The 17370-nt window shown below is 67.2% G+C and carries 18 protein-coding genes; 11 read left to right on the top strand and 7 right to left on the bottom strand.

What is annotated here, in order from left to right; translation table 11 throughout:
- The first annotated feature begins 25 nt into the window (after window positions 1-25).
- From P0M04_RS20500 to P0M04_RS20460, 9 genes are all read left to right on the top strand, one after another.
- Window positions 26-220 (top strand): Flp family type IVb pilin, encoded by a 195-nt coding sequence (locus P0M04_RS20500; RefSeq protein WP_259447272.1) that lies wholly within the window; start codon window positions 26-28, stop codon window positions 218-220.
- Window positions 221-309: 89 nt separating this feature from the next.
- The gene (locus tag P0M04_RS20495) at window positions 310-522 is read left to right on the top strand and encodes a Flp family type IVb pilin (RefSeq protein WP_259447273.1); all 213 of its coding nucleotides are present in this window, start codon (window positions 310-312) and stop codon (window positions 520-522) included.
- A gap of 101 nt (window positions 523-623) precedes the next feature.
- Entirely contained in the window at window positions 624-1808 is a 1185-nt protein-coding gene (locus tag P0M04_RS20490; RefSeq protein WP_259447274.1) for a pilus assembly protein TadG-related protein, read from the top strand.
- A gap of 10 nt (window positions 1809-1818) precedes the next feature.
- Window positions 1819-2244 (top strand): TadE/TadG family type IV pilus assembly protein, encoded by a 426-nt coding sequence (locus tag P0M04_RS20485; RefSeq protein WP_259447275.1) that lies wholly within the window; start codon window positions 1819-1821, stop codon window positions 2242-2244.
- Window positions 2241-2666, top strand: a complete 426-nt coding sequence (locus tag P0M04_RS20480; protein ID WP_259447276.1) for a TadE/TadG family type IV pilus assembly protein — start codon at window positions 2241-2243, stop codon at window positions 2664-2666. Before P0M04_RS20485 ends, P0M04_RS20480 begins: the two co-directional genes overlap by 4 nt.
- 16 nt (window positions 2667-2682) lie before the next feature.
- A complete protein-coding gene (locus P0M04_RS20475) occupies window positions 2683-3831 on the top strand; it encodes a CpaE/TadZ family protein (RefSeq protein WP_259447277.1) in 1149 nt (382 codons plus the stop codon).
- A gap of 35 nt (window positions 3832-3866) precedes the next feature.
- Window positions 3867-5219: a TadA family conjugal transfer-associated ATPase gene (locus P0M04_RS20470; RefSeq protein ID WP_259447278.1), complete on the top strand. Its 1353-nt coding sequence runs from the start codon at window positions 3867-3869 to the stop codon at window positions 5217-5219.
- A 10-nt stretch (window positions 5220-5229) separates the two neighbouring features.
- A complete protein-coding gene (locus P0M04_RS20465; RefSeq protein WP_259447279.1) occupies window positions 5230-6192 on the top strand; it encodes a type II secretion system F family protein in 963 nt (320 codons plus the stop codon).
- Window positions 6193-6204: 12 nt separating this feature from the next.
- A complete protein-coding gene (locus P0M04_RS20460; protein ID WP_259447280.1) occupies window positions 6205-7113 on the top strand; it encodes a type II secretion system F family protein in 909 nt (302 codons plus the stop codon).
- Between the two features lie 20 nt (window positions 7114-7133).
- Here P0M04_RS20460 and P0M04_RS20455 read toward each other — a convergent pair whose 3' ends face one another.
- Window positions 7134-7835, bottom strand: coding sequence for a response regulator transcription factor (locus P0M04_RS20455; RefSeq protein ID WP_281042054.1), 702 nt, complete (start codon window positions 7833-7835; stop codon window positions 7134-7136).
- A gap of 353 nt (window positions 7836-8188) precedes the next feature.
- On the opposite strand from P0M04_RS20455, the gene P0M04_RS20450 reads away from it, so the two are divergent.
- Window positions 8189-10360, top strand: coding sequence for a hybrid sensor histidine kinase/response regulator (locus tag P0M04_RS20450; protein ID WP_259447281.1), 2172 nt, complete (start codon window positions 8189-8191; stop codon window positions 10358-10360).
- Here P0M04_RS20450 and P0M04_RS20445 read toward each other — a convergent pair.
- Together P0M04_RS20445 and P0M04_RS20440 are read right to left on the bottom strand one after the other, a co-directional pair.
- Window positions 10357-10746 (bottom strand): putative quinol monooxygenase, encoded by a 390-nt coding sequence (locus P0M04_RS20445; RefSeq protein WP_259447282.1) that lies wholly within the window; start codon window positions 10744-10746, stop codon window positions 10357-10359. The genes P0M04_RS20450 and P0M04_RS20445 overlap by 4 nt on opposite strands.
- Window positions 10743-10922 (bottom strand): hypothetical protein, encoded by a 180-nt coding sequence (locus P0M04_RS20440; RefSeq protein ID WP_259447283.1) that lies wholly within the window; start codon window positions 10920-10922, stop codon window positions 10743-10745. The genes P0M04_RS20445 and P0M04_RS20440 overlap by 4 nt, the downstream gene beginning before the upstream one ends.
- A gap of 118 nt (window positions 10923-11040) precedes the next feature.
- On the opposite strand from P0M04_RS20440, the gene P0M04_RS20435 reads away from it, so the two are divergent.
- Entirely contained in the window at window positions 11041-11994 is a 954-nt protein-coding gene (locus P0M04_RS20435) for a LysR family transcriptional regulator (RefSeq protein WP_259447284.1), read from the top strand.
- Here P0M04_RS20435 and pncB read toward each other — a convergent pair whose 3' ends face one another.
- From pncB to P0M04_RS20415, 4 genes are all read right to left on the bottom strand, one after another.
- Window positions 11995-13182 carry a nicotinate phosphoribosyltransferase gene (gene pncB / locus P0M04_RS20430; protein WP_259447285.1) on the bottom strand — a complete coding sequence of 396 codons (1188 nt, stop codon included), beginning with the start codon at window positions 13180-13182 and terminating at the stop codon, window positions 11995-11997.
- 69 nt (window positions 13183-13251) lie between these two features.
- Window positions 13252-13824: an SET domain-containing protein gene (locus P0M04_RS20425; protein WP_259447286.1), complete on the bottom strand. Its 573-nt coding sequence runs from the start codon at window positions 13822-13824 to the stop codon at window positions 13252-13254.
- Window positions 13825-13913: 89 nt separating this feature from the next.
- A complete protein-coding gene (locus tag P0M04_RS20420) occupies window positions 13914-15587 on the bottom strand; it encodes an AMP-binding protein (RefSeq protein WP_259447287.1) in 1674 nt (557 codons plus the stop codon).
- Window positions 15588-15676: 89 nt separating this feature from the next.
- Window positions 15677-17368 (bottom strand): 4Fe-4S binding protein, encoded by a 1692-nt coding sequence (locus P0M04_RS20415; RefSeq protein WP_259447288.1) that lies wholly within the window; start codon window positions 17366-17368, stop codon window positions 15677-15679.
- Window positions 17369-17370 lie beyond the last annotated feature (2 nt).

The following is a 17370-nucleotide window of genomic DNA, read 5'->3' as shown; positions in this document are numbered from 1 at the left end:
TCATTCGGGCAAAACAGGAGGTCGTATGAAGAACTTAATCGTCGGTTTTTATCGTGAAGAAAGCGGCGCCCAGGTCGTCGAGTATGCCCTAGTGATCGCACTGGTGTCGATCGGACTGGCCGTCGCGCTGTCGACCGCCTTTGGCGGCTCGACCGGGGCGTTGAAGGATCTGGTCGATCGCGTCAAGACCTGCTTCGGCGCCGGTGCGACGACCTGTTAGCAGCGCCAACAGAAGATTTTTCAGCAGTAGCGTTACCCCGGACCAGCCGGACCGGATTCATTCAATCAACCAAGTCGGAAGGATTCAAAATGAACGTCATCAAATCGCTCAAGAACGTCGCCGTCGATTTCTCCCGTGAAGAAGACGGTGCCCAGGTCGTGGAATACGCCCTGATCATCGCGCTGGTCTCGATCGGCCTGGCCGTCGCGCTGTCGACCGCCTTCGGAGGGGCAACCGGGGCCATGAAAACCTTGGTCGACCGCGTGAAAACCTGCTTCTCCTCCACGACCAGCAGCTGCTGATCCACTGAGCCGTGCCGTGCCGCACGCGCTGCGGCACGGCGTCGATGACCGATCCACCTATCGAACGATGCGGGGAGTTCGCCATGAGGACTAGGTTGGCAGTGAGCAGGGAGCGAGGCGGAGTTATCGTCGCCTTCGCCTTGCTCCTCATGCTGCTGATGGGCTTCATGGGCCTCGCGCTCGACTTCGGTCACCTGTACATCATCCGTACCGAACTGCAGACCGCCATGGACGCCTGCGCCCTCGCCGGCGCGCAGGAATTGAACGGCCAGCCCGATGCGCTGACGCGGGCCACCAATGCCGGCATCGCGGCCGGCAACGCCAATCGCGTCGACATGCAGCTGGCCAGCTGGAATGGGAAAGGTGGCGTGACCGCCGCCGACATCGCGTTCCGCGACAAGGATCACGTCGCAACGACCAGCAGCGCCGCCGCACGCTACGTCCGTTGCACGCACACCCAGCCGGCGACCCAGACGTCGCTGCTGCTCATGTTCGGCCAGGCGACCGGTACGACGGCCTACGCCGGCACGATGGACGTCGGCGCGGCGGCCGAGGCCACGACCACGCCGGCCCAGTCGACCTGCCCGGTGCCGCTCGCGATCCGCCCCAAGGCAGGCGGGGCGGCGCCCGACTACGGCTTCGCGAAAGGCGACTGGGTCACCCTGCTCAGCAAGACCGGGGCCACGAACGGCCAGATCGGCTGGGCGAACCTGGACGGCAGCAACAGCGCGTCCGAGACGAATGCGGAGCTGGCCGGGCATTGCGGCACCCGCGTGGGCGACACGCTCGGCACACCCGGCGTGCAACAATCGATCGCCGACATCTGGAATACCCGCTTCGGCATCTACAAGAACGGCGACGGGCCCAGCGCCAATCCGCCGGACTTCACCGGCCGGGTGTACACCGGTACCTCATGGTCGCCCGGGCGCGCCGCGTACAGCGATTTCGTCGCCAAGCGCCAGTCGTTCGCTCCCTGCGCCGCCTCGGTATCGGACTGCGAGAAGAACAACGACATCAAGCTGAACGCCCAGTCGCTGGCATCCTCGGGCGCCGGCGGCGACATGCAGCGCTACGGCACCAACCGGCGCCTCGTCGCGGTGCCGGTCGTGCAAGGCGGCAAGGTCGCCGATTTCGTCTGCATGCTGATCCTGCAGCCGCTGTCGACGCCGATGGTCGACGTGCAGCTCGAATACCTGGGCAATGCATCGTCCGCGGACAGTCCCTGCACCGGCAGCGGCCTGCCGGGCGGCGCCGCCGGTCCCCTGGTGCCTGTGCTCGTGAGATAAGGAGGGTTACATGAAAAGGGAACAAGGCGTCGCGCTGACGGAGTTCGCATTGGCCCTGCCGCTGCTGCTCATGCTCATGTTGCCCATCCTCGAGTTCGGCCGTGCCTACTACCAGTACAACACGCTGGCGAAATCCGTCCGCCAGGCGGCGCGTTACCTGTCCGTGCGCTCGCCCGGCATCGACGTCGACAAGGCGCGCAACATCGTCGTGTACGGCAACCCGGCGGGGACCGGCACGCCGCTGGTGCCGGGCCTGAGCCTGTCGAACGTGCCGGCCCCGACGTGGGGCACGACCGGCAGCTATCCCGTGTTGAACACCGTGACGGTCACCGTGACCGGCTATACCTTCGTGCCGCTCGTGAAAGGCGTGTCCTGGATCGCCTTTGACGACATCACGCTCGGTACGATCCAGGCAACGTTGAGGAGCCCGACATGAACACCCGCCAGACCGGCGCGACGACCGTGGAATTCGCCCTCGTCATGCTCATGTTCCTCATGGTGGTGTTCGGCATCATGGACTTCGCGCGCCTGCTCTACACGTGGAACACGGCGAACGAGGTGTCGCGCGAGGGCGCCCGCTACGCCGTCGTCTGCGCCGACCCGAGCAGCAACAGCCGCGTATTGGCCAGGATGCAGGCGCTGATGCCCGACATTACCGCCTCCAACATCACCGTCGCGTGGGAGCCGGCCGGCTGCAACGCCGCCAACTGCGAAGCCGTCACGGTCTCGCTCACGGGCCTGAACTTCCGGTGGGTCTCGCCGCTCCCGGGGACGGTAGGCCAGCCCGCATGGGCGCTGCCCGGTTTTTCCACGTATCTCACGCGCGAGATGATGACCTATAACCCATTGATCTGCTAGGCCCCCTGGAGGAGTCATGAAAATCCTGATCGTTTCCGAAGACAAGCCATTCCTCAAGCACGCGGGGTCCATCTTCGCCGGCACGGGGCACGATGTCACGACCACGCCCGGTACCGCCGCCGACCTGCGCACGCTCGTGAAGTCGCTGGGGCCCGACCTGCTTCTGCTGGACGGGCGCGACGACGTCATGCTCGATCTCGCCGGGATCGAACGGACCACGCTGCAGTGCCCCGGCGTGGCCATCCTGCTGCTGACCACCATGAGAACGCCCGCCTTCCTGATCGACGCGATGCGCGCCGGCGTGCGCGAGGTGCTGCCTTCGCTCCATCCGGGCGAGCTGCTGGCGGCGGTGGAGCGCGCGGCCGCCAAGCTGACGGCATCCTGGACGGCCAGCCACGGCAAGGTCCACGCCTTCGTCGGCACGAGCGGCGGCAGCGGCACCACGTTCCTCGCCACGAATTTCGGTTACCAGCTGGCGCAGACGCACAAGGTTCTGCTGGTCGACCTGAACCTGCAGTTCGGCGACGCACTGAGCTTCCTGCAGGACGCCAAGGCCACGACCACCATCGCCGACCTGGCGCGCGACATCAATCGCCTGGACGCGCCGCTGCTGCAGGCCAGCGCCATCAAGGTGACGCCGACCTACAGCATCCTCGCCGCGCCGGAGGAACCCGGCCAGGCCACCGACATCACGCCCGAGCACATCGACGCCATCCTCAGGCTGGCCGTGACGCAATACGACTTCGTCCTGCTCGACATGCCGCGCATCGTCGACGCCATGATGATGACCGCGCTCGACCAGGCATCGACGATCTTCCTCGTGCTGCAGGCCAGCGTCCCGCACCTGCGCAACGCCGACAGGCTGCTGTCGGTGTTCCGCTCGCTCGACTACGCGAACGACAAGATCGAGCTGCTGCTGAACCGCTACGACAAGCGCGACGACATCACGATCGACCGGATCCGGCGCACGCTCGGCGCGCACCAGATCCACATGATCGCCAACGGCTGGCGCCAGGTGAGCACCGCCATCAACCAGGGCGTGCCGCTCGTGCAGGTGGAGCGCAAGCATGGCGTGATCCGCAGCCTGAGCGAACTCGGCGATACGATGGTGCCGGTCCTCGATCCGCACGTCGGCCTGTTCGACCGCCTGTTCCGGCGCGCCTGACGCCCATCGCCCGTCTTCATTCTCCGGAGGTTCCCATGTCCCTGCGCGAACGACTCAGCGCCCCCGCCGCCGGGGAAACCGGCAGGACGGGCCCGCAGCAGGCGGTCCAGCGTGACGCCTACAAGAAGCTGAAGGAGCAGATGCACCTGAAGCTGCTCGACCAGTTCGACCTGACGGTGCTCGAGAGCCTGGCGCCGGACAAGCTGCGCCAGGAGATCGCCACCGCGATCGACGGCCTGCTGCTGGACGACGAGACGCCCGTCAGCGGGCTCGAACGGCGCATGCTGGTGCGCGACATCCAGCACGAAATGCTGGGCTTCGGCCCGCTGGAGCTGCTGATGGCCGACCCGGCCGTCTCCGACATCCTCGTCAACGCCTACGACAAGATCTACGTCGAACGGCGCGGCCGCCTGGAGCTCAGCGACGTCACCTTCACGGACGACCGGCACCTGATGCGCATCATCGACAAGATCGTGTCGCTGGTCGGCCGCCGCATCGACGAATCGAGCCCGATGGTCGACGCCCGGCTGCCCGACGGCTCGCGCGTGAACGCGGTGATTCCGCCGATCGCCCTGGACGGGCCGATGATGTCGATCCGCCGTTTCGCACACATCCCGCTGAAGATGTCGAACCTCGTGGACGACATGCGCAGCCTCACGCCCGACATGGCGGAGATGCTCGAAGGCCTGTGCCGCGCCAAGGTCAACATGGTGATCTCCGGCGGTACCGGCGCGGGCAAGACGACGCTGCTGAACATCCTGTCCAGCTACATTCCCGCGTCGGAGCGCCTGGTGACCATCGAGGACGCGGCCGAACTCCAGTTGCAGCAGCCGCACGTGGTACGCCTGGAGACCCGGCCGCCGAACATGGAGGGCCGGGGCGAGGTCACGGCACGCGCGCTGGTCAAGAACGCACTGCGGATGCGTCCCGACCGCATCATCATCGGCGAGGTCCGCGGTGCCGAGGCGGTCGACATGCTGCAGGCGATGAACACCGGCCACGAGGGCTCGCTGACGACGATCCACGCGAACACCCCGCGCGACGCCCTCTCGCGCATGGAAAACATGATCGGCATGGCGAACCTGAACCTGCCGCACAAGGCGGCACGCCAGCAGATCGCGTCGGCCATCACCGTGATCATCCAGGCGCTGCGCCTGACCGACGGCAAGCGCAAGATCACCAGCATCCAGGAAATCACTGGCATGGAAGGCGACGTGATCACGATGCAGGAGATCTTCGCCTATCACCAGACCGGCGTGGACACCGACGGCAAGATCGTCGGCCATTTCCAGGCGACGGGCGTGCGTCCGCGGTTCGCGGATCGCCTGCGCGCGTTCGGGATCCAGCTGCCGGACCTGATGTTCGACCCGAGCCGCCGTCAATCCTGAGGAGACCGCCATGATCATCGTCCTGCTGCTCGTCTTCCTGGCCGTGATCCTCCTCGTCGAGGGCGCGTGGCTGCTCTGGCGCGCACGCCACGGCGCGGCGGCCGTCCGGCTGCAGCGGCGCCTCGACCTGGTGGCACGCAAGTCCGACGCCACGCCCCTGCGCCCCCTGCTGAAATCGCGCCGGATGGGCGAGCTGTCCGCGCTCGCGCGCACGCTGAGCGGCGTGGTGCTGGCGGTGCGGCTGAACGGCCTGATCGCCCAGGCCGGCCTGCACTGGTCGATTTCGCGCTTGCTGCTCGTGAGCGGCGCCGCCGGCGCGGCCGGACTGGCTGCCGGCATGCTGGGTGCCCAGCCGTTCATCGTTTGCATCGTGCTCGCGGGCTTGCTGGCCACCCTGCCCTGGGCCTGGGTCACGTGGAAGCGACGCCGACGCCTGCGCCGCCTGGAACAGCAGTTGCCGGAGGCACTCGACCTGATCGGACGCGCGGTGCGCGCCGGGCACTCGCTCCCGCTGGGCATCCAGCTGCTGGCCGAGGAGATGCCCGACCCCATCGCCGCCGAGTTCCGCCTCGTGCACGAACAGGTGAGCTTCGGCGTCTCCCTGCAGCAGGCGCTCACCGGCCTGTGCGAGCGGGTACCGCTGACGGACTACCGGTATTTCGCCGTGGCCGTGCTGGTCCAGCGCCAGTCGGGCGGCAATCTGACGGAAGTGCTGGGCAATTTAAGCAAGCTGATCCGCGAACGCCTGAAGCTGCTCACGCGTATCCGCATCCTCACGTCGGAAGGCCGGATGTCGGCGTGGACGCTGGCGCTGCTGCCGTTCGTCCTCGGTGCCCTGCTGTTCTATGTGAATCCGACATTCATGCAGCCCTTGTGGCTCGATCCGATCGGCCGCGGCATGCTGCGCGTCCTGCTGTCCATGATGGTTCTGGGCATTATCGTCCTGAGCCGCATTACCAAGATCCATGTCTGAAGGAGAACCACCATGTTGCTGCCCATCGTCGTCTTCCTTGCCGTCGGCTCCGGTTGCATCGGCCTGGTCATGTGGCTGGCGCCCGACCGGACCGAGCAGCGCCTGAACGCGCTTGCCAAAGACGAGGCGAGACCGCAGGTCTGGGGCACCAGGATCATCGACGTGGTCACGCCGTTCGCCCGGCTGTCGACGCCGTCGGGCGACTGGGAAACGTCGCCCCTGCGCGTGCGTTTCATGAACGCCGGGATCCGCCATGCGAAAGCGCCGCACGTCTTCTTCGGCCTCAAGACGCTGCTGCCCGTCCTGGCCGGCGTGCCGACTTTCCTGGCGCTGCGCGCCACGCAAGGTGCGGCGGGCATGACGCTGGTGTTCTGGGTCCTCGGCGCGGCCACGCTGGGCTGCTACCTGCCGAATGTCGCGCTGTCATTGGCCGGACGCGCCCGCCAGCGCGACATCTTCGACAGCTTTCCGGATGCGGCCGACCTGCTGCTGGTCTGCGTCGAGGCCGGCCTGGGCCTCGATGCGGCGCTCACGCGCGTGGCGGAAGAATTGGCGGACAAGAGCCCGGCGCTGGCCGAAGAACTGCAGTTGACCAACCTTGAAATGCGGGCTGGGGGCACGCGCGAGAAATCGCTGCACAATCTCGCGCTGCGCACCGGTGTCGAGGAACTGACGTCGTTCGCTACGCTGCTGACGCAGGCCGACCGTTTCGGGGTCAGCATCGGCGACTCCCTGCGCGTGTTTTCGGAAGACCTGCGTCATAAACGCCAGGCCCGGGCCGAAGAGAAAGCCGCGAAGATACCGACGAAGATGCTATTCCCGCTCGTGCTGTTTATATTTCCTTCAATCATCATGGTCGTGCTCGGGCCGGCCGTTATCCAAATCGTCCGGGAGCTCGGGCCTATGCTGTCGAGCAAATAAATGGCGCCGCGCAACAGCCGCTACGCCATTTCCACAGTATTCGCTGCGAGATGGTTCTGCGCGTAGACATATAAATCAAGTCGATTACTCACGCCGAGCTTTTGATAAATCGACGATAAATGATTCCGCAACGTGGATTCCGAAATAAACAGGTGTTTCGCCAGATCTTTATTCGTTCTGACTTTATTGGCAATCACGGCCTGTAACACCCGCCGTTCCCGGGGCGTCAGCAGCTTCAGGTTGTCCCGGCTGGGCTGGGCGCGCGTCGGTTGACCGCCGCGCAAGGCGCTTAACGCGAGGCCGGTGGCTTCGCGGCCGAACCAGAGCTCGCCATCGTGCGTCTTGCCGATCGCCTTGACGATCTCGTCGGCGCTGGACCGGCGGCTCAGCAGTCCATGGGCGCCGCAGCGCAGGCTGTGCGCCAGCGTCTCCGTCTCCATCTCTTCCGCGAACAACAGCGTACGACGGCCGCGTGTCAGCACGTCCGGCAGCGAGGACTGCTGCGTCATGCTGGCCAGTTCGTACTTCAACAACACGACATCGGGCGCCGCCGCATCGATCAGCTGGATCGCGTCGGTCTGGGTGCCCGCGATGGCGGTCACCTCCATGTGCGGGCGGTGTTCATTGATCAGTTTCGTCAGTGCCCAAAGTATCAACTGGTGATTTTCCACCACCATGACCCGAATGGGATTATTCGAGATCGAGAATTGTTTCGGCACCATATTTTATTGCCTTTTGTAAATGAAATCCCTATCTGAATAAAAAGCGGACACGCCGCATGCGTCGTCTCAAGCGCGCGATGCCGCGCGTCATTTATGGATAAACCTTGTAAATATCATATCCTCAGTGTAATGCGACTTGCAGGTACATATGTTCTTTCCGAATAAATATTTTTGTGAGATTTAGTGATTGTTGTGACATGCCAACGGATACATTGATCAAAATACTTAAATAACTGATTGAGAATTTAACGAATAAGCGCCGTGAATTGCGCCAATTGATGCCCCCCTGCCGGCTTGAATGACCGGCAACCATGTTTCGTCATATAATCAATTTTTGTCCAATCACATCCCTGATGCGCGCCCAACGCGGCCCCACGCTATCCCTGCGTCACCTCCTGATCCTGCTGACCGCGATCGGCCTGCTGCCGCTGACAGCGCTGGGCGCCTGGAGCGTGCATCTCGCCGCCGACTACCACCGGAGCGAACAGGAACGGGCGCTGCTGGACCTGGCGCGGGCGCTGTCGAGCGCCGTCGACGCGGAACTGGACGGCACCGTTGCCACCCTCGCCGGCATCGCGCGCGCGCCCGCGCTCGCCGACGGCAACGTGCGCGCGTTCTACCCCATCGCACGCGACCAGGCCCGGACGCAGCCGGAATGGCTGGGCGTGATCCTGGCCGACGGCGCCGGCAACATGGTCTTCCGCACGACCGCCCCGTTCGACGCCGCGCCACAACCCGTCGCCGATCCGTCCAGCCTGCACCAGGCGCTGCTGCTGCGCCGTCCCGTCATCGGCCACGTCGCGCGCGGCAAGGGCGGAAGGGCCGCCGTGCCCGTCCGCGTTCCCATTTCCGACGGGGCCGGCCATCCGTACGTGCTGACGGCCGTCGTCCAGCCCGACCGCATCGCGCGCACGGTCGCACGCCAGCAAGTGCCACCCGGCTCGGTGATCACGGTGCTGGACGGCGCCGGCGCGATCGTCGCCCGTTCCAGCGGACAGGCCGACTACGTGGGCAAGCCGCCCAGTCCGACGCTGGCGCGGCTGATCCGGCTGAACGGCCCGGAAGGCGCCGGTCCCACAATCACGCTCGAAGGCGGCGACGTCGTGACGGCCTACACGCGGCTGTCGCGCTACGGCTGGACGGTCGCCGTCGGCGCACCGCCTGTAAGCTGGGCCGGCGGCCGGGGTTTCATGTGGTACGGCGCCGGCATCGTGCTGTCGCTCGCCCTCAGCATCGGCCTCGCGTCGCTGCTGGCGCAGCGGATCGTGCGCCGCATCGCAACGCTCGCGTCGGGTGCCGCCGCCCTTGGCGCCGGCACGGATCTCCCCGTGCCCCCGTCGCGCATCCGCGAGATCGACGCAATGGGCGCGGCATTGCGGGCCGCGGGCGCGCGCCGCGCCGCGCACGAGCGGGAACGCGAGGACGCGCTGGAACAGGCGCGCCGGGCCGGCCGTGCCAAGGACGAATTCCTCGCCGTGCTGGGCCATGAACTGCGCAATCCGCTGGCGCCCATCGCCGGCGCGCTCGACCTGATGGACCTGCGCGCCGACGAGGGCTCGCGCCGCGAGCGCGGCATCATGCGGCGCCAGGTCGCGCACCTGAAGCACCTCGTCGACGACCTGCTCGACGTGTCGCGCATCGCGTCCGGCAAGCTGCGCATCGACGTGGCGCCCGTGGACCTGGCGGCCGTCGCGCGCCATGCCGTCGCCGCCCTCCCCGACCAGCCGATCCGCCTGCGGGCGCCGGATACGCTGTGGGTCGCCGGCGACGAGCACCGCCTCACGCAGGTGCTGGGCAACCTGCTGTCGAACGCCGCCCGCTTCGGCAGCACGGACACGCACGTCGTCCTCGAACGCGTGGGCGACGACGCCCGCCTCGTCGTCGCCGACAATGGCGTCGGGATGGACGCGGCTCTCGCACGGCGCGTCTTCGAGCCCTTCTACCAGGCGCCGCAACCGCTCGTGCGCCACAGCGGCCTGGGTCTCGGCCTTGCCATCGTGCACCGCATCGTCGAGCTGCACGGCGGCCGCGTGAGCGCGCACAGCGACGGTCCCGGCCTGGGCAGCCGCTTCGAGATCGTGCTGCCGCTCGGCGCCCCCGCGTCCGATGCGGTACCCGCCGCCATCCACGCGGACACGCAACCCCTGCGCGTCCTGGTCGTGGACGACAACGAGGACGCCGCGGCATTGACCGCCGCGATCCTGCGCCAGCTGGGCCACGACGTGAAGACGGCGCACACGGCGGCGGCCGCGCTGGACGTGCAGGCGGCGTGGCCGCCGGACGCCGCGATCCTCGACATCGGCCTGCCCGACATGGACGGTTACGCGCTGGCCGCGGCCATGCGCCGCGCGGCGGCCGGGAAGCCTTTGCGGCTGACGGCCCTCACCGGCTACGGCCGCCAGGCCGGCATTGCCGCGCACACGCCGCCGGATGCGGCCGCGTTCGACCTGCACCTGACCAAGCCGGCCAGCCTGGACGACCTGCGGCAGGCGCTGGGGGCGCAGGACGCGCGTGTAGGCATCTAGCGCTTTGCCTCCAGCACGATCGGCACGCCGTCGAGCAGCCTGCGCGACGTGACGATCTTGTCGGTCGCGTCGCGGAACTTCAGGAAGTGCGGGGTCTGCAAGTGCCGACGGTAGGCCGCTTCGTCCGTGTACATCTCGAACACGCGCACGCGGTTCGGGTGGTCCTTCTCGGCCACGGCATACAGCGCCAGCACGCCGGGTTCGAGGCGCACGGCCGCCGTCACGCCTTCCCGGACCGCCGCGTCAAACTGCACCCGCTGGGCCGGATCGATGTCCAGTTCGGCCAGGCGGATGTACGGCGGTTGTCCGCCGTCGGCGCTGGCCGCGCCGGGCAACCCCAGCATCAGCGTGGCCGCGCACAGCACGGGCAGGCGCCCGGCCGTCATGCCGCGCTCCGCGTGGCGAGGTGTGTGACGAGTTCCGGGATCTCGCTCGGCGCCAGCCCGGGGCGCGACCACAGGTCGCCGACGATGGCGGTTTGCGTGATATGCGCCAGCGCCGGAGACACGGCGGCGACGTCGGCCAGCGTGATGCCGGCACGGGGATGGGTTGCTTGGGTCATGGCGTCCTCGGTGATGGGCAGGTGATGGATGCACGGATTATGGATGCCACGATTCGCAACCAGAAGACGTGGTATGTTCATGGCTCTCATAACCCCAGGTTGATAATAGAACGCCATCATGGATTCCGCTCAACGCATCCGCGCGATCCTCTCCTTCGTGCGCGCCGCCGACGGCGGGAGCTTTGCGGCCGCCGCGCGGTCGCTGGGGATCTCGTCCGCCGCAGTGAGCAAGAACGTGGCCGGCCTGGAACGGGCGCTTGGCGTGCGCCTGATGAACCGCACCACGCGCACCCTGACGCTGACAGCCGAGGGCGCGGCCTTCCTGCACCAGGCCCGCGTAGCGCTGACGGCGCTCGACGCCGCGGTCGATTCCGTGGCCGCGGGGCGCGTGGAACCCGGCGGCAAGGTGCGCATCTCGACCAGCGCCGGGTTCGGCCGCGACCAGTTGATGCCCGCCCTGCCCGGGCTGCTGGCACGTCATCCGGGGCTGTCGTTCGACGTGGATTTTGACGACCGCCGCGTCGACCTCGTGCAGGAAGGCTACGACCTCGCGCTGCGCGGCGGGACGATTACCGACTCCGCGCTCGTGTCGCGCCCTGTCTGCCGCCTGAACATGGCGCTCGTCGCGGCGCCGGCCTACCTGGCGCACGAAGGCGTTCCGCGCACGCCGGCCGAGCTGGGCCGGCACAGGCTGCTCGCCCGGCGCTTCCTCGGCGGCCGCGTGTCGCCGTGGGCGTTCCACACGGCGGGCGGCGGCACCGACGCGTTCGAGCCCGAGGGCGCCGTCCTCACCGTCTCCGCACCGGAAGCGCTCGTCCAGGCCGCCCTGGCCGGCATCGGCATCGCCCAAGTCGGCGTGCACCACGTCTGGGAACACCTGCGCGCCGGGACGCTGCAGGTCGTCCTTGCCGATTGCCACCACCCGGGCACCTATGAAATGACGCTGCAATACCCGCACCGCGCCCTGCTGGCGCCGCGCGTGCGGGCGACGATCGACTACCTGCTGGACGTCTTCGCGGCCGACGAGACCCTGCATGTGCCCATCGCGGCCCTGCGGCCATTTGCCGTGTGATCAGATGTGCTGGTCGAACACCTGGCGCAGATACGCGATGAAGGTCTCGTCCGTGCTGAAGCCCTTGCCCGGGCTGTCGGACAGCTTGGCGACGGGCTGGCCGTTGCAGCGCGTGAGCTTCATGACGATGTTCAGCGGCTCGTACTGCGTATCGTTGGTGAGCTTGGTGCCGATGCCGAATCCCGTCATCACGCGGTCCGCGAAGTGGCGGTACAGGGAGAGCGCCTTGGGCACGGTGAGCGCGTCCGAGAACACCAGGCGCTTCGTGCGGGCGTCGATGCGCAGCTTGGCGTAGTGCGCGATGGCCTTCTCGCCCCACTCCACCGGGTCGCCGGAATCGTGGCGCAGGCCGTCGAACAGCTTGGCGAAATACAGGTCGAAGTCGCGCAGGAAGGCGTCCATGCCGACGACGTCCGTCAGCGCCGTGCCCAGGTCGCCGCGGTATTCCTGCACCCAGTCTTCCAGCGCCTTTTTCTGGAAATCGCGCAGGCGCACGTCGAACGACTGGAATGCCTGCATGTATTCATGCGCCATCGTACCGATCGGCACCAGGTTGAATTTTTTCGCCAGGTAGACATTCGACGTGCCCTTGAAGAACTGCGGCAGCTCGCGCGCCAGCGTGGCGACGACTTCCTCGTGCCAGTCGCCCGAGAAGCGGCGGCGCACGCCGAAATCGAAGAACTCGAACGGGTTGGTCTTCTTCGGTTCCTGGTCGAAGGCACGGAATTCGGCGATCTTCTGCGCCAGCCGCTTGCGCGCCTCCTCGATGGCGGCCTGCTGGTCGAAGCGGCGGAAATACAGCTCGTTGACGATGTACAGCACGAAGATCTCGAAACCCATCACGTGCACGATGGGACCGCAGGCGCGGATGCGCAGGTGCGGCCCGTCCGTTTCCACGTGGATGAACTTGCGCTGGAAACGGAACAACGTGAGGAAGTCGGCGAAGTCGCTTTTGATGAAGCGCAGGGACCTCATGTAGTCCACCTCGTCTTCCGTGAACATCAGCGTGCACAGATGGTCCAACTCCCGTTCGACTTCCTCTTTCAGCTCCGCCAGCGGATAGGTGGGCGTGTTGCGGCACTTGAACTCGTATTCGCCGATGGCGTTCGGGTGCATGTGCAGCAGGGCCTGCCACATGGTGAATTTGTAGAGATCGGTTTCGAGCAGGCTGCGGACGACGGGTTTCATGGGCAGTAGGTCATTCCTGTTGTTGTGGTATCGGTGCTGTCCAGGTGGACAGCTCGGTTGCCGGTTGCCTCAGGCCGAGGCGCTGGCAGACTTGCGCGTCCGCTTCTTGGGCGCCAGCATCGTGCCCGTGCAGGCCGGCGTGCCGCAGCGGCAGGCGAACAGGCGCTTCAGCGCGGGCGTGTGGCGCTCGTCGTAGATCAGCGCGTAGTTGTAGTTGAGTTCTTCGCCCGCCTCGATGGGGCGCAGCGCGTGGATGTACACGCGGCCGTCCTCTTCGTAGGCTTCGCAATTGGGTTCGCAGGCGTGGTTGATCCAGCGGGCATCGTTGCCGCGCCGGCCGCCGTCGATCACGTTGCCGTCGGCGAGGCTGAAATAGAACGTGTGATTGACCGGGCCGCCTCGTTCGGCGGCACGGCGCGTCGCTTCGTCCCATGTGATGCGCTCGCCGCGGTATTCGATGATGCGCTCGCCGGCCGGGATGTCGCGCAGTGCGAACACGCCGTTGCCGTGCACGGGCGATTTCCTGACCTCGTACGCGACGCTTTTACCCTGCCCTGCGGGTTTCGTCGTTTTGCGGGGCGACTTGCCGGCGCCCTGGCTTGCAGTGTGGTTCGATGTGGACGGACTGACGGAGGGATTCATGAGTCGGCGTTCGGTTGGATGGACACGATCTATTATTGATCGGATCGCGGCAATCCTGCCGCACGCCTTTATCTTACCGTGTCGGCGACTCAGCCGTTGAACTCGTCCTCGCGGAACTCGCTGATCGCACGGTCCCCCGCCGCCTCCGCCTTGCGCAACTCGACGCGGCGGATCTTGCCGGAGATCGTCTTCGGCAATTCAGTGAACGCGATGCGGCGGATGCGCTGGTACGGCGCGAGCCGGTCGCGCGCGAAGGCGAAGATGGCGGCGGCCAGTTCGCGCGTCGGTTCCACGCCGGGACGCAGCGCGATGAACGCCTTCGGCACCGCGAGGCGCACGGGGTCGGGGCTGGGGACGATCGCCGCTTCCAGCACGTCCGGATGCTCGATCAATACGCTCTCCAGTTCGAACGGGCTGATACGGTAGTCGGACGATTTGAACACGTCGTCGTTGCGACCCACGTAGAAGTAATACCCCTCCTCGTCCACGCGCGCCGTGTCGCCCGTGTGGTAATGGCCGCCGCGCATGACGTCCGCCGTCTTCGCCTCGTCGTTCTCGTAGCACAGCATCAGGCCCAGCGGGGCCGGATCGAGGCGCAGCGAGATCTCGCCCTCCTCCGCCGGCCGGTCGTCGATGTCGAGCAGCGCGACGCGGTAGCCCGGCAGCGGCCGGCCCATCGATCCCGGCTTCACGGGCTGGCCCGGCGGATTGCCGATCTGGCAGGTGGTCTCGGACTGTCCGAAGCCGTCGCGGATGCGGATGCCCCACGCGCGCTCGACCTGCTCGATGACTTCCGGATTCAGCGGCTCGCCCGCGCCCACCAGTTCGCGCAGCGGCGGCCGCCATTGCGCGAGGTCTTCCTTGATCATCATGCGCCACACGGTCGGCGGCGCGCACAGTGACGTCACGCCGCAGCGCACGATCGTGTCCAGGCAGGCGCGCGCGGAAAAGCGCTCGTAGTTGTAGACGAACACGGTGGCGCCCGCGTTCCAGGGCGCGAAGAAGCAGCTCCACGCATGCTTGGCCCAGCCGGGCGAACTGATGTTCCAGTGGACGTCCCCCGGCCGCAGCCCGATCCAGTACATCGTCGACAAATGCCCGACCGGATAGCTCTGGTGGCTGTGCAGCACGAGCTTCGGTTTCGCCGTCGTGCCCGACGTGAAGTACAGCAGCAGCGGATCGGTGGCGCGCGTGACGCCGTCCGGCACGAAGCCTGGCGCCGCCGTCGCGCTGTCCGCATAATCCCGCCATCCGGCGACACCGCCACCGACGGCGATGCGCGTGAAGCCGCCGGCGAGCTCCGCGAACTTGTGCGTCTCGGATGCCTGCGCGATCACGTGGCGCACGCGGCCCCGTTCCAGGCGGTCCTGCAGGTCGTTGCTGGACACGAGCATGGTCGTCGGCACGAGCACGGCACCCAGCTTGATCCCCGCCAGCATGATCTCCCACAGTTCGACGCGGTTCGGCAGCATCAAGAGCACGCGGTCGCCGCGCCGCACGCCGCAATCGCGCAGCCAGTTCGCGACCTGGCTGGAGCGCGCCGCCATGTCGGCAAAGCTGATCTTGCGCTCGCTGCCGTCTTCGTCCACGACCCATAACGCGGGCGTGGCATTGTCCTGCGCCTGCGTATCGAAATAGTCGAGTGCCCAGTTGAATTCGTCGAGCTCGGGCGGCTGGTAATCGCGGTAGGCGGTCGCGTAGTCGGTACGGTGCTGTTGCAGGAAGTCGCGCGCGCGGATGAAGCGCTCGTACGGGGATGCCATCGGTCGTCTCCTTGTTTATGCAGCACGGGCGCCTCGTGAGCGCCCGTGTCGGTGTCGTGTTGCGGCTCGCGACCATTCTGCCACGAACGCTAGCGCCGGCGCAGCTCCTGCGCCTGGTGGATCGTCTGCTCGTCGGTGGGCGACATCATATCGATCACGCGGCAGTCGCCGCACATGCGCATGCGGTCGAGGTGACCCGCGAACGCAGGGTGACCGGCGAGGCGCGCCAGCATGCTTTCGACCATGCGCAGCGTCCCGAACGGCTTGTTGCAGCGGATGCAGTGGAACGGCTGCGTCTCGTTCAGCACGACGGGCTGCTTGCGCGTGTCGCGGAACGACAGCCGCGGGACCAGCCGGATCGCATCCTCCGGACACGTGTCCACACACAGCCCGCACTGCACGCAGTTCTTTTCGATGAAGCGCAGCTGCGGCGCGTTCTGCCCATCCTGCAGCGCCGACGCCGGACACGCCCCGACGCACGCCATGCACAGGCTGCACTTGCCCGCGTCGACGTCCAGTGTGCCGAAGGGGCTGCCCACCGGCAGCGCGATCTCCTCGACCTGCTGCGGCGCCTCGCGCAGCAGGTGCTCGAGCGCGTAGTCGAGCGTGTTGCGCTTGTCGGCCGCCACGTTGAAGCCGGCACGCCGCGCCGGCACCTCCCCGCGCGGCGCGTGCTGCAGCGCGCGCACCAGGTCGTCCGGCCCGGTCACGCGCAGCAGCTGCACGTGCTGCCCCGGATAGCCGAGCCCCGTCATGATGGTCTGCGCGATCGTCATCTGCTCGTCCAGCGCGGCCGCGTACTGCGGCGCCTCCGCATCCGTCATCAGCACGGTGATGCCGGCCGCGCCCCAGGCCAGCGCCGCGAGCCAGATGTCGATGCCGGTCGATGCCGTGTGATGCACGCCCAGCGGCAGCACGCGCCCCGGCAGAGATCCTGGTAACTGAGCGACCGTCTCCAGCAGCGCCGCGCCCTCCAGGCCGTGGACGAGCAGCACCGGTTCGCGCCCGCCCGCCTGCGCATAGGCGTTCAGCGCGGCCTTGATGCGCATGCCCGTGTGCGCCGCGCTCGGGTAGACATAGCCCAGCGCGCCCGTCGGGCAGACGGTCGTGCATGCGCCGCAGCCCGCGCACAGGTAGGGGTTCACGGCGACCAGGTCGCCCGCACCCGAGATCGCGCCCGCCGAGCAGATCTCGACGCACGCATTGCACCCGCTGCGGCGGTTGCGGCCGTGCGCGCACAGTCGTTCCTTGTACGCGAAGTATTTCGGCTTTTCGAATTCGCCCACCATCCCGACGAGTTCCTCGACGGCCGCCAGGCGCGCAGCCGGTTCCAGCCCCGGCGCGTAATAGCCGTGCGGGCGCTGGTGCGTCGCGATCTGCGGCGCCGCGCCCAGGTCGAGCACGAGGTCGAAGCGCGCGTGTTCCGGTGCGGCGCCTGGAGTCTGCCACGTCGCGTCGAACGCGCCGAGCCAGCCCGTCACGACGAGCGCCCGGGCGGCAAACACAGGGAACAGGCGCAGCGTCCTGTCGGCGCCGTCATCGTCCAGCAGCAGGACGGTGACGGGCAGCGCGGCGGCCAGGCGCTCGGCCCACGGCAGCGCGTCCGCGCGGGTGCCGATGACGAGCGTGTGACCGGCGGACTTGTAGCCGACCGTGTCCAGCGGGTCCGGCGCGGGAATCCCGGCCAGTGCGGCCAGCGCGGCGTTGCGGGCGACGCGATCGCGGTCGTCCTGGACGGGGTCGAGGGCGACGCCCTGCCCTTCGATCAAACGGATATTCATGC

The organism is Telluria mixta (assembly GCF_029223865.1).
Lineage (GTDB): Bacteria > Pseudomonadota > Gammaproteobacteria > Burkholderiales > Burkholderiaceae_D > Telluria > Telluria mixta.
The sequence above is the reverse complement of the archived record's forward strand: the minus strand, read 5'-3'. Positions and strand labels throughout refer to the sequence as shown.

Bases quoted from the DNA above. Each gene is read 5' to 3' on its own strand.
- P0M04_RS20480 (WP_259447276.1), top strand. From the start codon at position 2,241: ATGAACACCCGCCAGACCGGCGCGACGACCGTGGAATTCGCCCTCGTC.
- pncB (WP_259447285.1), bottom strand. From the start codon at position 13,182: ATGAAACCCGTCGTCCGCAGCCTGCTCGAAACCGATCTCTACAAATTC.
- P0M04_RS20420 (WP_259447287.1), bottom strand. From the start codon at position 15,587: ATGGCATCCCCGTACGAGCGCTTCATCCGCGCGCGCGACTTCCTGCAA.
- P0M04_RS20485 (WP_259447275.1), top strand. From the start codon at position 1,819: ATGAAAAGGGAACAAGGCGTCGCGCTGACGGAGTTCGCATTGGCCCTG.
- P0M04_RS20435 (WP_259447284.1), top strand. From the start codon at position 11,041: ATGGATTCCGCTCAACGCATCCGCGCGATCCTCTCCTTCGTGCGCGCC.
- P0M04_RS20500 (WP_259447272.1), top strand. From the start codon at position 26: ATGAAGAACTTAATCGTCGGTTTTTATCGTGAAGAAAGCGGCGCCCAG.
- P0M04_RS20465 (WP_259447279.1), top strand. From the start codon at position 5,230: ATGATCATCGTCCTGCTGCTCGTCTTCCTGGCCGTGATCCTCCTCGTC.
- P0M04_RS20415 (WP_259447288.1), bottom strand. From the start codon at position 17,368: ATGAATATCCGTTTGATCGAAGGGCAGGGCGTCGCCCTCGACCCCGTC.
- P0M04_RS20470 (WP_259447278.1), top strand. From the start codon at position 3,867: ATGTCCCTGCGCGAACGACTCAGCGCCCCCGCCGCCGGGGAAACCGGC.
- P0M04_RS20450 (WP_259447281.1), top strand. From the start codon at position 8,189: ATGCGCGCCCAACGCGGCCCCACGCTATCCCTGCGTCACCTCCTGATC.
- P0M04_RS20425 (WP_259447286.1), bottom strand. From the start codon at position 13,824: ATGAATCCCTCCGTCAGTCCGTCCACATCGAACCACACTGCAAGCCAG.
- P0M04_RS20440 (WP_259447283.1), bottom strand. From the start codon at position 10,922: ATGACCCAAGCAACCCATCCCCGTGCCGGCATCACGCTGGCCGACGTC.
- P0M04_RS20460 (WP_259447280.1), top strand. From the start codon at position 6,205: ATGTTGCTGCCCATCGTCGTCTTCCTTGCCGTCGGCTCCGGTTGCATC.
- P0M04_RS20445 (WP_259447282.1), bottom strand. From the start codon at position 10,746: ATGACGGCCGGGCGCCTGCCCGTGCTGTGCGCGGCCACGCTGATGCTG.
- P0M04_RS20495 (WP_259447273.1), top strand. From the start codon at position 310: ATGAACGTCATCAAATCGCTCAAGAACGTCGCCGTCGATTTCTCCCGT.
- P0M04_RS20455 (WP_281042054.1), bottom strand. From the start codon at position 7,835: ATGGTGCCGAAACAATTCTCGATCTCGAATAATCCCATTCGGGTCATG.
- P0M04_RS20475 (WP_259447277.1), top strand. From the start codon at position 2,683: ATGAAAATCCTGATCGTTTCCGAAGACAAGCCATTCCTCAAGCACGCG.